Origin of the sequence: Streptomyces sp. NPDC058274, assembly GCF_042881375.1 — a bacterium.
Lineage (GTDB): Bacteria > Actinomycetota > Actinomycetes > Streptomycetales > Streptomycetaceae > Streptomyces.
On record NZ_JBHVXW010000006.1, the window covers coordinates 124005 to 140226 of the forward strand.

12 protein-coding genes are annotated in these 16222 nt (G+C 70.2%); 3 read left to right on the forward strand and 9 right to left on the reverse strand.

Going from position 1 to position 16222, the window contains the following annotated elements:
* Positions 1 to 165 precede the first annotated feature (165 nt).
* The 4 genes from ACFVYF_RS14770 to ACFVYF_RS14785 all read right to left on the reverse strand — a co-directional run bounded on the left by ACFVYF_RS14770 (position 166) and on the right by ACFVYF_RS14785 (position 5530).
* Complete coding sequence (locus ACFVYF_RS14770; RefSeq protein ID WP_389455586.1) at positions 166 to 2112, reverse strand: substrate-binding domain-containing protein; 1947 nt, start codon at positions 2110 to 2112, stop codon at positions 166 to 168.
* Positions 2102 to 3619 carry a sugar ABC transporter ATP-binding protein gene (locus ACFVYF_RS14775; RefSeq protein WP_389455587.1) on the reverse strand — a complete coding sequence of 506 codons (1518 nt, stop codon included), beginning with the start codon at positions 3617 to 3619 and terminating at the stop codon, positions 2102 to 2104. The genes ACFVYF_RS14770 and ACFVYF_RS14775 overlap by 11 nt, the downstream gene beginning before the upstream one ends.
* Positions 3616 to 4632, reverse strand: coding sequence for a LacI family DNA-binding transcriptional regulator (locus ACFVYF_RS14780; protein WP_389455588.1), 1017 nt, complete (start codon positions 4630 to 4632; stop codon positions 3616 to 3618). The genes ACFVYF_RS14775 and ACFVYF_RS14780 overlap by 4 nt, the downstream gene beginning before the upstream one ends.
* Positions 4633 to 5095: 463 nt before the next feature.
* Complete coding sequence (locus ACFVYF_RS14785; protein ID WP_389455589.1) at positions 5096 to 5530, reverse strand: VOC family protein; 435 nt, start codon at positions 5528 to 5530, stop codon at positions 5096 to 5098.
* Positions 5531 to 5745: 215 nt separating this feature from the next.
* Between ACFVYF_RS14785 and ACFVYF_RS14790 the strand changes: the two genes are divergently transcribed.
* Together ACFVYF_RS14790 and ACFVYF_RS14795 are read left to right on the forward strand one after the other, a co-directional pair.
* Positions 5746 to 8019 carry an ATP-dependent RecD-like DNA helicase gene (locus tag ACFVYF_RS14790; RefSeq protein WP_389455590.1) on the forward strand — a complete coding sequence of 758 codons (2274 nt, stop codon included), beginning with the start codon at positions 5746 to 5748 and terminating at the stop codon, positions 8017 to 8019.
* Between the two features lie 262 nt (positions 8020 to 8281).
* Complete coding sequence (locus tag ACFVYF_RS14795; RefSeq protein ID WP_389455591.1) at positions 8282 to 9571, forward strand: citrate synthase; 1290 nt, start codon at positions 8282 to 8284, stop codon at positions 9569 to 9571.
* Positions 9572 to 10324: 753 nt separating this feature from the next.
* On the opposite strand, the gene ACFVYF_RS14800 is transcribed toward ACFVYF_RS14795, so the two are convergent.
* The 3 genes from ACFVYF_RS14800 to ACFVYF_RS14810 all read right to left on the reverse strand — a co-directional run bounded on the left by ACFVYF_RS14800 (position 10325) and on the right by ACFVYF_RS14810 (position 13974).
* Positions 10325 to 12571, reverse strand: coding sequence for a heavy metal translocating P-type ATPase (locus ACFVYF_RS14800; protein WP_389455592.1), 2247 nt, complete (start codon positions 12569 to 12571; stop codon positions 10325 to 10327).
* Between the two features lie 117 nt (positions 12572 to 12688).
* Entirely contained in the window at positions 12689 to 12928 is a 240-nt protein-coding gene (locus ACFVYF_RS14805; RefSeq protein WP_389455593.1) for a heavy-metal-associated domain-containing protein, read from the reverse strand.
* Between the two features lie 95 nt (positions 12929 to 13023).
* Positions 13024 to 13974, reverse strand: a complete 951-nt coding sequence (locus ACFVYF_RS14810) for a PrsW family intramembrane metalloprotease (protein ID WP_389455594.1) — start codon at positions 13972 to 13974, stop codon at positions 13024 to 13026.
* 181 nt (positions 13975 to 14155) lie between these two features.
* On the opposite strand from ACFVYF_RS14810, the gene ACFVYF_RS14815 reads away from it, so the two are divergent.
* On the forward strand, positions 14156 to 15199 hold the full coding sequence (locus ACFVYF_RS14815; protein WP_389455595.1) for a zinc-dependent alcohol dehydrogenase family protein: 1044 nt from the start codon (positions 14156 to 14158) through the stop codon (positions 15197 to 15199).
* On the opposite strand, the gene ACFVYF_RS14820 is transcribed toward ACFVYF_RS14815, so the two are convergent.
* Both ACFVYF_RS14820 and ACFVYF_RS14825 read right to left on the reverse strand, forming a co-directional pair.
* The gene (locus ACFVYF_RS14820) at positions 15180 to 15791 is read right to left on the reverse strand and encodes a GNAT family N-acetyltransferase (RefSeq protein WP_389455596.1); all 612 of its coding nucleotides are present in this window, start codon (positions 15789 to 15791) and stop codon (positions 15180 to 15182) included. The two genes, ACFVYF_RS14815 and ACFVYF_RS14820, sit on opposite strands and share 20 nt — an antisense overlap.
* 107 nt (positions 15792 to 15898) lie before the next feature.
* Positions 15899 to 16099 carry a MerR family transcriptional regulator gene (locus ACFVYF_RS14825; RefSeq protein ID WP_362510202.1) on the reverse strand — a complete coding sequence of 67 codons (201 nt, stop codon included), beginning with the start codon at positions 16097 to 16099 and terminating at the stop codon, positions 15899 to 15901.
* Positions 16100 to 16222 lie beyond the last annotated feature (123 nt).

Genomic DNA, 16222 nt, shown 5'->3' on the forward strand with positions numbered 1-16222 from the left:
GCACACTCTTTCCGTACGTCGACGGAGGCGGACCTCCGTACGTTCCTGGGGGAGTCACCCCCGTACGTCGATGGGCCGGTCCCGGGACGACGTGTGCCGGAACCGGCCCGGCCCGGCCGGCGGCACAGCGCGGCCGAGCCGTAGAAGCGGAGCGGCGCCGGCCGGTCAGCCTCCGAAGCCCGCCACGTTCTTCGAGGTCACCACCTTCACCGGCACCTTCACCGTCTTCTGGACCGTCTTGCCCTCGGCGGCCTTGAGCGCGTTCTCCACCGCGATCCGGCCGAGCTCCTTGGGCTGCTGGGCCACCGAGGCGTACAACGTGCCCGCCTTGACCGCCGACAGTCCGTCCGGGGTGCCGTCGAAGCCGATGACGGCGACCGACTTGCCGGCCTTGGAGCCGAGCGCCTTGATCGCGCCGAGCGCCATCTCGTCGTTCTCGGCGAAGACACCCTGGACGTCCGGGTGGGCCTGGAGCATGTTCGTCATGACGTCGAGGCCCTTGGTGCGGTCGAAGTCCGCGGGCTGTTTGGCGACGACCTTGATACCGGGGTAGTCCTTCAGACCCGCGGCGAAGCCCGCCCCGCGCTCCCGGCTGGCGGACGTGCCCGCCTGGCCCTGCAGGATCGCGATGGTGCCCTTGCCGCCCAGCTTGTCGGCGAGTGTCTTCGCGGCGAGCTTGCCGCCCGCGACGTTGTCGGAGGCGACGAGCGCGGCCGTCTCGGCCTTGTTCACGCCCCGGTCGACGCCGACGACGGGAATGTCCGCCTTGTTGGCGGCGCGTACCGAGGGGCCCGCCGCGTCCGAGTCCACCGGGTTGACGATGATCGAGCCGAGGCCCTCGCTGGTGAAGTTCTGCAGCTGGTTGGCCTGCTGGGAGGCATCGTTCTGGGCGTCCGTGACGGTCAGGTCGGCACCGAGCTTCTTCGCCTCCTCCTGCGCACCCGCCTTGATCTGGACGAAGAAGGGGTTGTTCAGGGTCGACAGGGACAGGCCCAGCTTCTGGCTCGTCGTGGCGGAACCGTTGTGCAGGAACGACATCGCGCCCACCACGGCCGCCGCGACCACGGCCGCGATCACATAGGTGGCGGCCTGCCTGCCCTTGCCGCCGCTCGACGTACCGGCGGCCACCGGAGTCGCCCCGGCTTTCCGCCGCACGGTGTCGAGCAGCACCGCCAGCGCGATCACGACACCGATGACGACCTGCTGCCAGAAGGCGGACACGGAGAGGAGGTTGAGGCCGTTGCGCAGCACCGCCAGGATCAGCGCGCCGATCAGCGTGCCGGACGCCTTGCCGGTGCCGCCCGCGAGCGAGGCGCCGCCGATGACGACCGCGGCGATGGCGTCGAGCTCGTAGCCCTGGGCCGCCTGCGGCTGCGCGGAGGAGAGCCGGGAGGCGAGGACGATGCCGGCGGCCGCGGCGAACAGCCCGGACAGCGCGTAGATCGCGAGCTTCTGCTTCTTGACGCGGAGTCCGGAGAGACGGGCCGCCTCCTCGTTGCCGCCGATCGCGTACATGGAGCGCCCGATGTACGTACGGCCGAGGACGACCGCCGTGATCAGCCCCATCACGATCATCACCAGGACGGGCACCGGCAGCCAGCCGCCGAGGGTGTCCCCGAGGTGCGAGACGGAGGAGGGGAAGGCGATCGGGCTGCCCTGGGAGATCACCAGCGACAGACCGCGGCCCACCGAGAGCATGGCCAGCGTCGCGATGAACGGCGGCAGTTTCCCGTACGAGATCAGGACGCCGTTGACCAGGCCGCACGCGATGCCGGTGGCGACCGCGAGGATCACCGCTGTCCAGACCGGGACGCCCTGCGAAGTCGCCATCCAGGCAAGGACGGTGGCGGAGAGGGCGGCGACGGAACCGACCGACAGGTCGATGCCCGCCGAGACGATCACGAAGGTGACGCCGAAGGCGAGGATGGCGGTCACGGCCGCCTGGACGCCGATGTTGAGCAGGTTGTCCGTCGTCAGGAAGTCGCCGGACAGCGCCGACATCGCGACGACGAGGACGATGAGCGCGGTGAGCGCCCCGTTGTCGAGCAGGAGGCGGCGGACCGCCGAGGCGCCACTCGCGCCCGAGGTGCGCAGATGCGTGTCAGTGGCCACGGGGGGCCTCCTTTTCTGTGTTCGTGCTGACGGCGAGCGCCATCACCGCGTCCTGCGTCGCCTCGCCGGCGGCGAGTTCGCCCGCGATCCGGCCCTGGGCCATGACCAGCACCCGGTCGCTCATGCCGAGTACCTCGGGCAGATCGCTGGAGATCATCAGGACGGCGGCGCCGGCGGCCGTCAGTTCGTTGACGAGCTGGTAGATCTCGACCTTGGCGCCGACGTCGATACCGCGCGTCGGCTCGTCGAGGATCAGCACCTTGGTGTCGGCGAGCAGCCACTTGCCGATGACGACCTTCTGCTGGTTGCCGCCGGACAGGGTGCGCACCTGCTGACCGATCCCGGCCATCCGGATGCCCAGCTGCTGCGCGACCCGCGCGGCGGCCGCCCGCTGGCCCTTGAGGTCGACGAGCCCGCCATGGGTGGCCGCCCGCAGGGTGACCAGGCCCAGGTTCTCCTCGACGGAGGCGTCCAGGAGCAGACCCTGGCCCTTGCGGTCCTCGGGGACGAGCCCGATGCCCGCGGTCATCGCCGCGTTGACGTCGTGCCGGGGCAGCCGCGCACCGGCGACCGCCACCGACCCCTTGTCGTAGGGATCGGCGCCGAAGACGGCCCGGACGACCTCCGTCCGTCCCGCGCCGACCAGCCCCGCGATGCCGACGACCTCACCGGCCCGCACCTCGAAGCTCACGTCGTGGAAGACACCGTCCCGGGTCAGCCCCTCGACGGTCAGCAACGCGGCCCCGGCGTCGCCGCGTTCCCGCGGGTACTGCTGCTCGATCGACCGGCCCACCATCAGGCGGACCAGTTCGTCCTCGGAGGCGGACGCGGGCACCTGGCCGACGCTCCGGCCGTCCCGGATGACCGTGACCCGGTCTCCCAGGGCGGCGATCTCCTCCAGATGGTGGGTGATGAAGACGATGCCGACACCGTCCTCGCGCAGCGAGCGCACGATCCGGAACAGCTTCTCGACCTCCTCGGAGGTGAGCACCGCGGTCGGCTCGTCCATGATCAGCAAGCGTGCGTCGAGGCTGAGCGCCTTCGCGATCTCGACCATCTGCAGCCGGGCGATGCCGAGTTCACGCACCCGCGCGCGGGGCGACACCCGCACACCGACCCGCTCCAGGAGCGCGGCGGCGTCGGCCTCCATCCGCTTGCGGTCGATCATCCCGAAGCGGCGCGGCTGCCGTCCCAGGAAGATGTTCTCGGCGACCGTCAGATCGGGGACCAGGTTGAACTCCTGGTAGATGGTGGCGATCCCGAGACGCTCGGCGTCCTGCGCCCCGTGGATCCGCACCTCCCGGCCGTCGACGAGTACGCGCCCGGAGTCGGGGCGGTAGGCGCCGGAGAGCATCTTGATCAGCGTGCTCTTGCCCGCGCCGTTCTCGCCGAGCAGCACATGCACCTCGCCGCGGCGCAGATCGAAGTCCACGCTGTCGAGCGCGACGACGCCGGGGAACGTCTTGCGTATCCCCTCGATGCGCAGCAACTCGTCCTGGTCGCTCACGACTTGCTCCTGTTCCTTGCGGGGGACTCGCCGCACGAGCGGCGTACGACCAGCCGTGCGGGGAGGGTGACGGACTGCGGAGGCCGCCCCTCGATGCGGTCGGCCAGGGCGCGGACCGCGGCCCGGCCCAGTTCGCCGGTCGGCTGGGCGATCGCCGTGATCGGCGGATCGGTGTGCACGAACCACGGGATGTCGTCGAAGGCGGCGAGCGCGATGTCGTCGGGGACCTTCATCCCGCGCGCCCGGATCGCGTCCAGCGCGCCGAGCGCCATCAGGTTGTCGGCGGCGAAGACGACCTCGGGCGGCTCGGCCAGATCGAGGAAACGCTCGGTGGCCCGGCGCCCGCTCTCGGCCTGGAAGTCGCCCTGCCCTGTGTAGGCGTCGGGCAGCGCGAGACCGTACGCGCCGAGCGCCTCCCGGAAGGCCTCCACGCGCTCGCTGCCGGTGGTGGTCGCCGCCGGACCCGCGATGATGGCGAGCCTGCGGTGCCCGAGACCGTGCAGATGGGCGACGAGATCGCCGATGGCGCCGCGCCCGTCCGCCCGGACGACGGGTACGTCCACGCCCGGGATCCAGCGGTCCACGAAGACCATCGGGGTCCCCGCGCGCGCGGCGTCCAGCACTCCGGGGGAGCCGCCGTCGGCGGGGGAGACCAGCAGTCCGTCGATACGGCGGTCGAGGAGCGTACGGATGTGGTGGTCCTGCAGCTCGGGCCGCTCGTCGGCGTTGCCGATGATGACGCTGTAGCCGAGGGCGCGGGCCTCCTCCTCGACGGAGCGGGCCAGTTCGGTGAAGTACGGGTTGAGTACGTCGCTGATGACCAGGCCGAGGGTGCGGGTCTGGTCGGTGCGCAGGGAGCGGGCGACGGCGTTCGGGCGGTAGCCGAGCGACGCGACGGCGGCGAGGACACGGGTGCGCGCGGCGGGGCTCACGGACGGGTGGTCGTTCAGCACACGGGACACCGTGGCGACGGAGACGCCCGCCTCCGCGGCGACATCCTTGATGCTCGCCATCACCGCTCCACCTCCTCGTGGAATCGATTACACGGAGGATTGGAATCGATTACACGGGCGCTGGCAAGACCTTGAGACCGGATCGTGATGTTCCGGGCCGGGCGGGCGGCGGCCGGGCGGCTCAGACGGTCGGGCCGGCCGCCTCGGCGCGCTCCAGCCGGCGCCGGTACCGCACCCCGGGCGTCCCTGCGGCGACCTGGTGCCCCACGAGCGTGAACCCGTTCCGTTCCAGAACCGTCCTGGACCCCGTGTTCCCGACCGCGGTGCTCGCGGTCAGCTCGGTGAGGGATGCGCCGTTCGCACCGCATCCCGATGGTCGGTCGCCGCCGGTACGGACGGATCATGTCCAACCGGCCGGGAAGTCCGCCACAGGCGGCCGAGCGCCGGCTCGCCACCCTCGAAGGCGTCCTGGAGCGGACCCCACATCACCCATGGCGACCCGGGTGACTGAGGGGGGTGTGGGTCAGTCAAGGCAGAACTCGTTGCCCTCGATGTCCTGCATCACGATGCAGGACTCGTTCTCGCCGTCGGCACGCATCGTCCGCACATGTACCGCGCCAAGCGCGACCAGCCGTGTGCATTCGGCTTCGAGCGTGGCCAGGCGCTCCTCACCCACGAGCCCGATGCCAGCCCGCACGTCGAGATGCAGCCGGTTCTTGACGACCTTCCCTTCGGGAACGCGCTGGAAGAGCACGCGCGGGCCCGCACCCGAGGGATCACTGCACGCGAAGTAGGTGACCTGATTCTCGGGCGGCAGCGAGCGGTGGTACTCCTCCCACGTCGCAAACCCCTCCGGGACGGGCGGTACGACGTACCCCAGCACCTCGCACCAAAAGCCGGCGAGGCGCGCAGGTTCTGCGCAGTCGAAGGTGACCTGGAACTGTTTGATCGCTGACATCGGTGCACCGTAGCAAGGGGACTCCGGTCCGTATCTCCCGGCGTGGATGCGCATCGATCGCTGGAGTGCCGTGTGAGGGGGATCTGCCCTGTGGCCGGAGCCACGGCCGTTGCAGGGCGTCCCCATACGCACCCCATCGGGAGATCGCGGTCCCGCTGTCGGTGGCGGCCGATAGCCTCGCAGGGACCGTAGACACAGGATGAGCAGGTGGGGCTGTGCCCAGTAGGGGAGTTGACGCCAAGCGGGGCAGCCGTGAGGGTGTTTGTGAAGTAACTGGCGTCCTGGAGCGCATCACCTACGCCAACGAGGAGAACGGATACACGGTCGCCCGGGTCGACACCGGCCGGGGCGGCGGCGATCTGCTCACCGTCGTCGGCTCCCTGCTCGGCGCCCAGGTCGGCGAGTCCCTGCGCATGGAGGGCCGCTGGGCCTCCCACCCGCAGTACGGCAAGCAGTTCACGGTGGAGAACTACACGACGGTCCTGCCGGCCACCGTCCAGGGCATCCGCCGCTATCTGGGCTCCGGCCTGGTCAAGGGCATCGGCCCGGTCTTCGCCGACCGCATCACCCAGCACTTCGGCCTCGACACCCTCCAGATCATCGAGGAGGAGCCCAAGCGGCTCATCGAGGTCCCGGGTCTCGGCCCCAAGCGCACCAAGAAGATCGCTGACGCCTGGGAGGAGCAGAAGGCGATCAAGGAGGTCATGCTCTTCCTCCAGAGCGTCGAGGTGTCCACGTCCATCGCCGTCCGCATCTACAAGAAGTACGGCGACGCCTCGATCTCCGTGGTCCGCAACCAGCCCTATCGCCTGGCGTCCGACGTCTGGGGCATCGGCTTCCTCACCGCCGACAAGATCGCCCAGTCCGTCGGCATCCCGCACGACAGCCCGGAGCGCGTCAAAGCCGGTCTCCAGTACGCCCTTTCGCAGTCCACCGACCAGGGCCACTGCTATCTCCCCGAGGAGCAGCTGATCACGGACGCGGTGAAGCTCCTCCAGGTCGACACGGGCCTGGTCATCGAGTGCCTCGGCGAACTCGCGGCGCCCGCCGGGGAGGACGAGGAGCCCGGCGTCGTCCGGGAGCGGGTGCCCGGCCCCGACGGCGGCCCGGACACCGTCACCGCCGTCTATCTGGTCCCCTTCCACCGCGCCGAACTGTCCCTCTCCGCCCAGTTGTTGCGCCTGCTGCGCACCGACGAGGACCGGATGCCCGGCTTCCATGACGTCGACTGGGACAAGGCACTGGCCTGGCTCAAGGGGCGTACGGGCGTGGAGCTGGCCCCGGAGCAGGAGGCCGCCGTCCGGCTCGCGCTCACCCGGAAGGTCGCCGTCCTCACCGGCGGCCCCGGCTGCGGCAAGTCGTTCACGGTCCGCTCGATCGTGGAGCTGGCCCGCGCCAGGAAGGCCAGGATCGTGCTGGCCGCCCCCACCGGCCGCGCCGCCAAGCGCCTCGCCGAGCTCACCGGAGCCGACGCCTCCACCGTGCACCGGCTGCTGGAGCTGAAGCCCGGCGGCGACGCGGCGTACGACAGGGACCGCCCGCTCGACGCCGACCTGGTCGTCGTGGACGAGGCCTCCATGCTCGACCTTCTGCTCGCCAACAAGCTGGTCAAGGCGGTGGCCCAGGGCGCCCATCTGCTCTTCGTGGGAGACGTCGACCAGCTGCCCAGCGTCGGCGCGGGCGAGGTCCTGCGCGATCTGCTCGCCGACGGCAGCCCGATCCCGGCCGTCCGCCTCACCCGCGTCTTCCGCCAGGCCCAGCAGTCCGGCGTGGTGACGAACGCCCATCGGATCAACTCCGGGCAGCCGCCCCTCACTCAGGGCCTGAAGGACTTCTTCCTCTTCGTCGAGGGCGACACCGAGGAGGTGGGCCGGCTCACGGTGGACGTGGTGGCCCGGCGCATTCCCGCCAAGTTCGGCCTCGACCCGCGCCGGGACGTGCAGGTGCTCGCGCCGATGCACCGGGGCCCGGCGGGCGCGGGCGCGCTCAACGGCCTGCTCCAGCAGGCGGTCACACCCGCCCGCCGGGATCTCCCCGAGAAGCGCTTCGGCGGCCGGGTCTTCCGCGTCGGCGACAAGGTCACCCAGATCCGCAACAACTACGAGAAGGGGAAGAACGGCGTCTTCAACGGCACCGTGGGCGTGGTCACCTCGCTCGACCAGGACGAGCAGCGCCTGACGGTGCGCACGGACGAGGACGAGGAGGTGGCGTACGAGTTCGACGAGCTCGACGAGCTGGCCCACGCGTACGCGGTCACCATCCACCGCTCCCAGGGCAGTGAGTATCCGGCGGTGGTGATCCCGGTCACCACCAGCGCCTGGATGATGCTCCAGCGGAACCTGCTCTACACGGCGGTGACCCGCGCCAAGAAACTGGTCGTCCTGGTCGGCTCCCGCAAGGCCATCGGCCAGGCGGTGCGTACGGTGTCCGCAGGCAGACGGTGTACGGCCCTGGACTTCCGCCTCGCACCCCGGCCCCTCGTCTCCTGACCGCGGCTCCGGCCTCAGCGCCGCCCCTGGTCACAGCACCAACGGGAGGCATCCCAAAAAATGATCGATCAAATGAGTCACAAAGGTCACACACCACTTCCGGAACCAGGGCGAAGAGGGGCAGGATGAGCAGGTTGGCGGCACTGAGTGCCGCCAATAGGCCCAATGGTCGACCCCGAGTGCACTCTCCAGGGCCAAATGGGGGATGGTAGAGACAGTCAGGGCACCTCGAAGAAGAGGCACAACGTCGGTGAGGGATGACGTGAGCGACAACTCTGTAGTACTGCGGTACGGCGATGGCGAGTACACCTACCCGGTGATCGACAGCACCGTCGGCGACAAGGGCTTCGACATCGGGAAGCTCCGCGCCCAGACCGGTCTGGTGACGCTCGACAGCGGATACGGCAACACAGCCGCCTATAAATCCGCGATCACCTACCTCGACGGCGAGGAAGGCATCCTCCGGTACCGCGGCTACCCGATCGAGCAGCTGGCCGAGCGCTCCACCTTCCTCGAGGTGGCGTATCTGCTGATCAACGGTGAGCTGCCGACCGTCGATGACCTCTCGACCTTCAAGGGCGAGATCACGCAGCACACCCTGCTGCACGAGGACGTCAAGAACTTCTACCGCGGCTTCCCGCGGGACGCCCACCCGATGGCGATGCTGTCGTCGGTGGTCTCCGCGCTGTCCACCTTCTACCAGGACAGCCACAACCCGTTCGACGAGAAGCAGCGCAATCTCTCCACGATCCGCCTTCTCGCCAAGCTTCCGACGATCGCGGCGTACGCGTACAAGAAGTCGATCGGCCACCCCTTCGTCTACCCGCGCAACGACCTCGGGTACGTCGAGAACTTCCTGCGCATGACCTTCTCGGTCCCCGCCCAGGAGTACGACCTGGACCCGGTCGTCGTCTCCGCGCTCGACAAGCTGCTGATCCTGCACGCGGACCACGAGCAGAACTGTTCGACGTCCACGGTCCGCCTGGTCGGCTCTTCGCAGGCGAACATGTTCGCGTCGATCTCCGCCGGCATCTCGGCGCTCTGGGGCCCGCTGCACGGCGGCGCCAACCAGTCGGTGCTCGAGATGCTCGAGGGCATCCAGAACTCCGGCGGCGACGTCGACACCTTCATCCGCAAGGTGAAGAACAAGGAAGACGGCGTGAAGCTCATGGGCTTCGGGCACCGCGTCTACAAGAACTTCGACCCCCGGGCGAAGATCATCAAGGCGGCCGCGCACGACGTCCTCTCCGCGCTCGGCAAGTCCGACGAGCTGCTGGACATCGCGCTGAAGCTCGAGGAGCACGCGCTGGCCGACGACTACTTCGTCGAGCGCAAGCTCTACCCGAACGTGGACTTCTACACGGGCCTGATCTACCGCGCCATGGGCTTCCCGACCGAGATGTTCACGGTCCTGTTCGCCCTCGGCCGCCTTCCGGGCTGGATCGCCCAGTGGCACGAGATGATCAAGGAGCCCGGCTCCCGCATCGGCCGCCCGCGCCAGATCTACACGGGCGAGGTCCTGCGCGACTTCGTCCCGGTAGAGGCCCGCTGACACCGGCCACCCCCAGCTTCACCAGTCCCACGGCGCCGCAAGGGTTCACGAACCCCCGGCGCCGTCGGCGTATCCGGCCCGGCCTACGGCCGTCTTTTCGCGTCACTGTCCCCACGGCGCCCTACAGCGAGTGAGCCGAAGGGGCGCGCCGTGTTGAGACGGCGAACGCGCGGAGGCCCGACGAAGGAGGGTCGAGCACGATCGCCGTCTCAACACCGGCTTTGCCGCCCCGGAGGCGACCCGAGCTACAAAAAAATACGGAAAGCGCCCCGCTGCCGGTCCCCCCACGGGCCGACAGTCGGGGCGCTTTCCTTGTCCCGGTTCGGATTCCCCCCACGGGATCCGGCCGGGCGTCTGTGGACAGCGCCTGAACCGCTGCGAGCAAAACGAGCAAAACTCTGTGTACTTCTGCGTCCTACGGTGCGGTCTGCCGGGACGCGTACGGACCGGGAGGGCCGCTCAAAGCTCCCCGGCGTACGTGCCCCGGCAACGCAATTCCGGGAACGTCCCCCAAGACATCCCCAGATGCCAGAAACGCCCCCCAAGACGTGTCTGACATCGCCAACTTAGACTCACGAACCCCTTCGATGGTTACGTTCACAGCACTGTGATCTGTGTCTCTTGCATATGTCCTGAAGATGCGCAAGAGCCCCGATATGGCAATCGGAGGCCAAGCGTAAGGAAGATGCGCGAGCCTTGTGAAGAGCTTATGTGAGCCTGCCGTTGGACTCTAGAGGGACTCTTACCCCGGCGTCATGAGAATGTCCTGAGCCGAAGGCTGTTCGTCACCACGAACACCGAGGAGAAGGCCATGGCGGCCCCCGCGATCATCGGGTTGAGGAGTCCCGCCGCGGCGAGCGGCAGCGCGGCCACGTTGTATCCGAAGGCCCACACCAGGTTCCCCTTGATCGTGGAAAGCGTCTTCCGGGACAGCCGGATCGCGTCGGCGGCCACGCGCAGATCCCCGCGGACCAGCGTCAGATCGCTCGCCTCGATCGCCGCGTCCGTGCCGGTCCCCATCGCGAGGCCGAGATCGGCGGTGGCGAGCGCGGCCGCGTCATTGACCCCGTCGCCCACCATCGCGACGGTCCGCCCCTCACCCTGGAGCCGCTTCACCACGGCCACCTTGTCCTCGGGCAGCACCTCGGCGACGACCTCGTCGATGCCGACGGCCCGGGCGACGGACCGGGCGACCGCCTCGTTGTCACCGGTCAGCAGCACCGGCGTGAGCCCCAGGGCGCGCAGTCGGCGTACGGCCTCGGCGCTGGTGTCCTTGACCGCGTCGGCGACGGTCAGCACGCCGATCGCCGTCCCGTCCCGGCCCACCACGACCGCCGTGCACCCCGCCGCCTCCGCCTCGGCCTTGGCGCGGGCCAACTCCTCGGGAAGCGCGTCCCGTACGAGCCGGCCCACCTGGACGTCGTGGCCCTCCACGCGGCCGCGTACGCCGAGCCCGGGCACGTTCTCGAAGTGCTCCGGCGCGGGAAGCGCTCCTGCGCGCTCCTGGGCGCCCGCGGTGATCGCCTGGGCAATGGGATGCTCCGAGGCGTGTTCCAGGGCGCCTGCGAGCCGCAGAAGGTCCTTCTCGGCGACGCCCTGGGCGACGTACACCTCCTGCAGGCTCATGCGGCCGGTCGTGACCGTGCCGGTCTTGTCCAGGACGACGGTGTCCACGCGCCGTGTGGACTCCAGGACTTCGGGGCCCTTGATGAGGATGCCGAGCTGGGCGCCGCGGCCCGTGCCGACCATCAGGGCGGTCGGGGTGGCGAGGCCGAGGGCGCACGGGCAGGCGATGATCAGCACCGCGACGGCTGCGGTGAAGGCGGCGACCGTGTCGCCCGTGACGCCGAGCCAGCCGCCGAACGTGCCGAGCGCGATCAGCAGCACCACCGGCACGAAGACCCCGGAGATCCGGTCGGCGAGGCGCTGTACCTCCGCCTTGCCGTTCTGCGCGTCCTCGACGAGCCGTGCCATCCGCGCGAGTTGGGTGTCCGCGCCGATCCGGCTCGCCTCGACGACGAGTCGCCCACCGGCGTTCACGGTCGCGCCGGTGACGGCGTCCCCGGCCGAGACGTCGACCGGTAGCGACTCGCCGGTCAGCATGGACGCGTCGACCGCCGAGGTGCCCTCGACGACGGTGCCGTCGGTGGCGATCTTTCCGCCCGGCCGTACGACGAAGTGGTCGCCGACGGCCAGCCGGGCCACCGGGACCCGTACTTCACGGCCGTCGCGCAGCACGGAGACGTCCTTCGCGCCCAGCTCCATCAGCGCCCGCAGGGCCGCTCCCGCGCGCCGCTTCGAGCGGGCCTCCAGATAGCGGCCGAGCAGGATGAACGCGATGACGCCCGAGGCGACTTCGAGGTAGATCGTCGACGAGCCGTCCGTGCGCGCGACGGTGAACTCGAAGCCTTCCTCCATGCCGGCCATCCCGGCGTCCCCGAAGAACAACGCCCACAGGGACCAGCCGAAGGCGGCGAGCGTGCCGACCGAGACGAGGGTGTCCATGGTGGCCGCGCCGTGCCGCGCGTTGGTGAACGCGGCCTTGTGGAAGGGCAGTCCGCCCCAGACGACGACAGGAGCGGCGAGGGTCAGCGCCAGCCACTGCCAGTTGTCGAACTGGAGCGGCGGGATCATCGACAGCAGGACCACGGGGAGGGCGAGCAGGGCGGAGACGGTCAACCGTTCGCGCAGCGAGGCCAGTTCGGGGTCCTCGGCGGGCGCCGCGTCCTCCTCCGGGGGCGCGGGCGGTGCCGGCTCCTCGGCCGTGTAGCCCGTCTTCACCACGGTGGCGATCAGGTCGGCGACCTGGACCCCTTCGGGATACGCGACCTTCGCCCGTTGTGTCGCGTAGTTCACCGTGGCGGTGACCCCGTCCATGCGGTTGAGCTTCTTCTCGACGCGGGCCGCGCAGGAGGCGCAGGTCATCCCGCCGATGGTGAGCTCCACCTCCGACGCGGGGGAGGCCTGCGTTATCGGGGTCTCGGGTGCTGCGGTGGTCATGTGTCCGGCTCCAGTCAATGAGCCGGGCCGTACGGAGCCAGTATCAGCTGGTCGGTACGGCCCGGTGTGGAGAAGAAGCTGTTGTGGGCCGCCGAGGTGCCAGGGTGGGCCTGTCTCCTAGGCCTTGCCGGTGAGCTCGAAGCCCGCCTCGTCGACGGCGGCGCGTACGGCCTCGTCGTCGAGCGGTGCGGCGGAGACCACGGTCACCTCGCCGGAGGAGGCCACGGCCTTCACGGAGGTCACGCCGGGGATCCCGGAGATCTCGGTGGAGACGGAGCCTTCACAGTGCCCGCAGCTCATCCCGCTCACCTGGTAGACGGTCGTGATGGAGCCCTGGGTGTCGGTCTGGGCGGTCATGGCGTTACTCCTCGTCGAGGCATGTGGGGCGTCGGTGCACGGGTGGGGCACCCGGGAATCCAGGGTCCCCTCCCGACGCTCTCCACACTATACCCCTAGGGGGTATTTCTCCAAGAGGGGTCCCGCCGGGCGAGCGAGCGCACCCAGGCGACGCCCAGCAGTGCCACGACGACCATGCCGCCCACCGAGAACAGCGTGAAGAGATGTTTCTGCTCGTCGGTCGGGGCCGGGATGTAGCCCACCCCGAAGAGCGCCTTGCTGAGCCCGGTACTCGTCAGCCGCGCCACGAGCCAGATCGCGATGCCGTGCGTCGAGTCCCACAGGGCGTGCAGCAGGGAGACCCCGAGGTAGGTGCCGAGCACCCGTCCGGTGAACTGGAACCGCCCGTTCGGGTGGCGGTGCGCCAGTAGTACGGCGCCGGCGATCGCCGTCCACAGCCCGTGCCCGAAGGGGGCGAGCACCCCGCGCAGGATCTCGGTCTCGAGCAGGGCGCGCAGGTCGATGCCCTGCAGGGAGACAGCCGCGTTGAAGGCGTACCCCGCGCTCTCCAGGGCCGCGAAACCGAAGCCGACGCTCGCGCCCAGTACGAGTCCGGCCCGCAGCCCGTGGATCCGCGGCCGGCGGCGCAGCACGAACATCAGCGCGGCGAGCTTCACCGCCTCCTCGATCAGGCCGACGCCGACGTACATCCACAGCGAAGGGTGCAGCAGGTAGTACTCCATCACCGACGCGCCGAGCACGCCGAGGAGACCGCCGGTCAGGAAGCAGCCGAGGATCACCTGGACGCCCAGGTCGCGGCCGTGCCGCTCGTACGCCCAGAGCACGAAGGTGACGGGGACGAGGAAACTGCCGAGCAGGATCAGGGTCGGCAGCAGGGTGGTGTTCTTCGTCGCGTACGTGACGAGCGCGGTCAGCGCCCACAGTGCGAGCCCGCCCCACAGGCACCGCCGCCAGAGGCCGGCGCGGATCGAGGGGTACGGGGGCGGGGGTTGCTGGGGGCCGGGAATACGGGCTCGGGGCGCGCCGGGCGGCGGAGACTGGGTCACGTCACATCCCTCGGGCTCGGGCTGGTTTGTCCGAACTTTATGCGAGAGAACCCTTATGTCGCAGTCCGAGGTGCCGGAGGGTCCCGGTGAGCCGGACGCGGAGGGGCGCGACCGGGACAAGGCCGAGGCGCGAGGCTAGCGTTCGCCGGGACGTTGATCTCCGGGCGGAGGGGCGAGGCACATGCGGGCAGTGGTGTTCGAGCGGTACGGCGAACCGGCCGAGGTGCGTGAGGTGGCGGACCCGCGGCCCGAGGAGCACGGGGTCGTGGTGCGAGTCGAGGCCACCGGCCTGTGCCGGAGCGACTGGCACGGCTGGATGGGACACGACCCGGACATCACCCTCCCGCACGTCCCGGGGCACGAACTGGCCGGTGTCGTCGAGGCGGTGGGCGGCCGGGTGACCTGCTGGCGCCCCGGCGACCGGGTCACCGTCCCCTTCGTCTGCGCCTGCGGAAGCTGCGCCGCCTGTGCGGCGGGCGACCAGCAGGTGTGCGAGCGGCAGACCCAGCCGGGGTTCACGCACTGGGGCTCCTTCGCGCAGTACGTGGCGCTGGACCACGCGGAGGTGAATCTGGTCGCGGTGCCGGAGGAGCTGTCGTCCGCGACGGCGGCGGCCCTCGGCTGCCGCTTCGCCACGGCGTTCCGCGCGGTGGTCGCGCAGGGGCGGGTGGCGGCGGGCGAGTGGGTCGCGGTGCACGGCTGCGGGGGCGTCGGGCTGTCGGCCGTGATGATCGCGGCGGCCTGCGGGGCGCGGGTCGTCGCGGTCGACGTCTCCCCCCGGGCGCTGGATCTGGCACGGAAGTTCGGGGCCGCCGAGTGCGTGGACGCGTCGGGGACCGGGGACCCGGCGGAGGCGGTGCGCGAGCTGACGGGAGGCGGCGCCCATCTCTCCCTGGACGCGCTCGGGGCTCCGGCGACCTGCGCCGCCTCGGTGAACGGCCTGCGCCGGCGCGGCCGCCATGTCCAGGTGGGGCTGCTCCCCTCGCCGACGGGCTCGACGCCGGTCCCGATGTCCCGTGTGATCGGTCTCGAACTGGAAGTGCTGGGCAGCCACGGGATGGCCGCGCACGCCTACCCGGGGATGCTGGAGCTGGTGCGGGCGGGCGTGCTGCGACCCGACCTCCTGGTCACGTCCACCCTTCCGCTGGACGCGGCGCCGGCCGCGCTGGCCGCGATGGGGACGGCACCCGGGCCGGGGGTGACGGTCATCGAGCCGTGGAGCTGACCGCGCCGGTGGGCCGGGCGGCGTCCGGTGCGTCCGGGTGCCCGCGATGCGCGTTCCACTCCGGGGCGAGGAGCGACATGAGGACCTCGTCGGTCCACTCGCCGTCCCGGAGTTGGGCCTCCCGTCGGACACCCTCCGTCACGAAGCCGACCTTCTCGTAGACGCGGCGGGCCCGGTGGTTGTGGCCGTAGACCTCCAACGCGATGCGGTGCAGCCCCAGTTGCTCGAAGCCGTGCCCGACGATCAGCCGTGTCGCCTCCGTCCCGATGCCGCGCCCGCGGCCCCGGGGCCCGATGAGGGTGCGGAAGGTGCAGCTGCGGTTGCGCGGGTCCCAGTCGTACAGGACCACTTCGCCGAGCAGTTCACCGGTGGCGCGGTCGGTCACGGCGAGATCCAGCCGGTCGTCGCTGTCACCACGGGAGCCGTACCAGGAACGCAATCGCTCCAGGGTGAGGTCGGTGGAGGGTTCGAAGGTGAAGCGGATGACGTCCGGGTCCTCGATGATCCCGGCCATGCCGACCGCGTCGTCCTCGGTGAACGGCCGCAGCACGGTCTTCGCGCCGGTGAGGACAGGCTTGTCGGAGAAGTTCATCTCCGGATTCTCGGCAGTCGGACGGCGTACGGACAAACGAATAAAGGGCTGTGCCCCGCACCACGGGATCAAGTGACGGGCGGGGCACAGGTCGCAGCGCGAGCGGGTCAGTCGTATCTGCGTCCGCGGTTGCCGGGACGGGAGGCGACCCAGGCCCGGACGGTGTCGGCGTACCAGTACGGTTTCCCGCCCTCGACGTGGTCGGGGGGCGGCAGCAGCCCGTGCTTGCGGTAGGACCGCACGGTGTCCGGCTGCACCTTGATGTGCGCCGCGATCTCCTTGTACGACCAGAGCCTACGGTCGGTCATGAGTGGCACCTCCCTACGCGCGCCGCAGCGGCGGCCGGGGGTGGCCGTCGGGGGAGCCGGGCGCTGCGCTGGCGATCACAAAGCCTGTGCCCGCTGAACGACACAGAGTGATCAGGAGGACGT

Bases quoted from the DNA above. Each gene is read 5' to 3' on its own strand.
- ACFVYF_RS14780 (WP_389455588.1), bottom strand. From the start codon at position 4,632: ATGGCGAGCATCAAGGATGTCGCCGCGGAGGCGGGCGTCTCCGTCGCC.
- ACFVYF_RS14785 (WP_389455589.1), bottom strand. From the start codon at position 5,530: ATGTCAGCGATCAAACAGTTCCAGGTCACCTTCGACTGCGCAGAACCT.
- ACFVYF_RS14800 (WP_389455592.1), bottom strand. From the start codon at position 12,571: ATGACCACCGCAGCACCCGAGACCCCGATAACGCAGGCCTCCCCCGCG.
- ACFVYF_RS14805 (WP_389455593.1), bottom strand. From the start codon at position 12,928: ATGACCGCCCAGACCGACACCCAGGGCTCCATCACGACCGTCTACCAG.
- ACFVYF_RS14815 (WP_389455595.1), top strand. From the start codon at position 14,156: ATGCGGGCAGTGGTGTTCGAGCGGTACGGCGAACCGGCCGAGGTGCGT.
- ACFVYF_RS14820 (WP_389455596.1), bottom strand. From the start codon at position 15,791: ATGAACTTCTCCGACAAGCCTGTCCTCACCGGCGCGAAGACCGTGCTG.
- ACFVYF_RS14825 (WP_362510202.1), bottom strand. From the start codon at position 16,099: ATGACCGACCGTAGGCTCTGGTCGTACAAGGAGATCGCGGCGCACATC.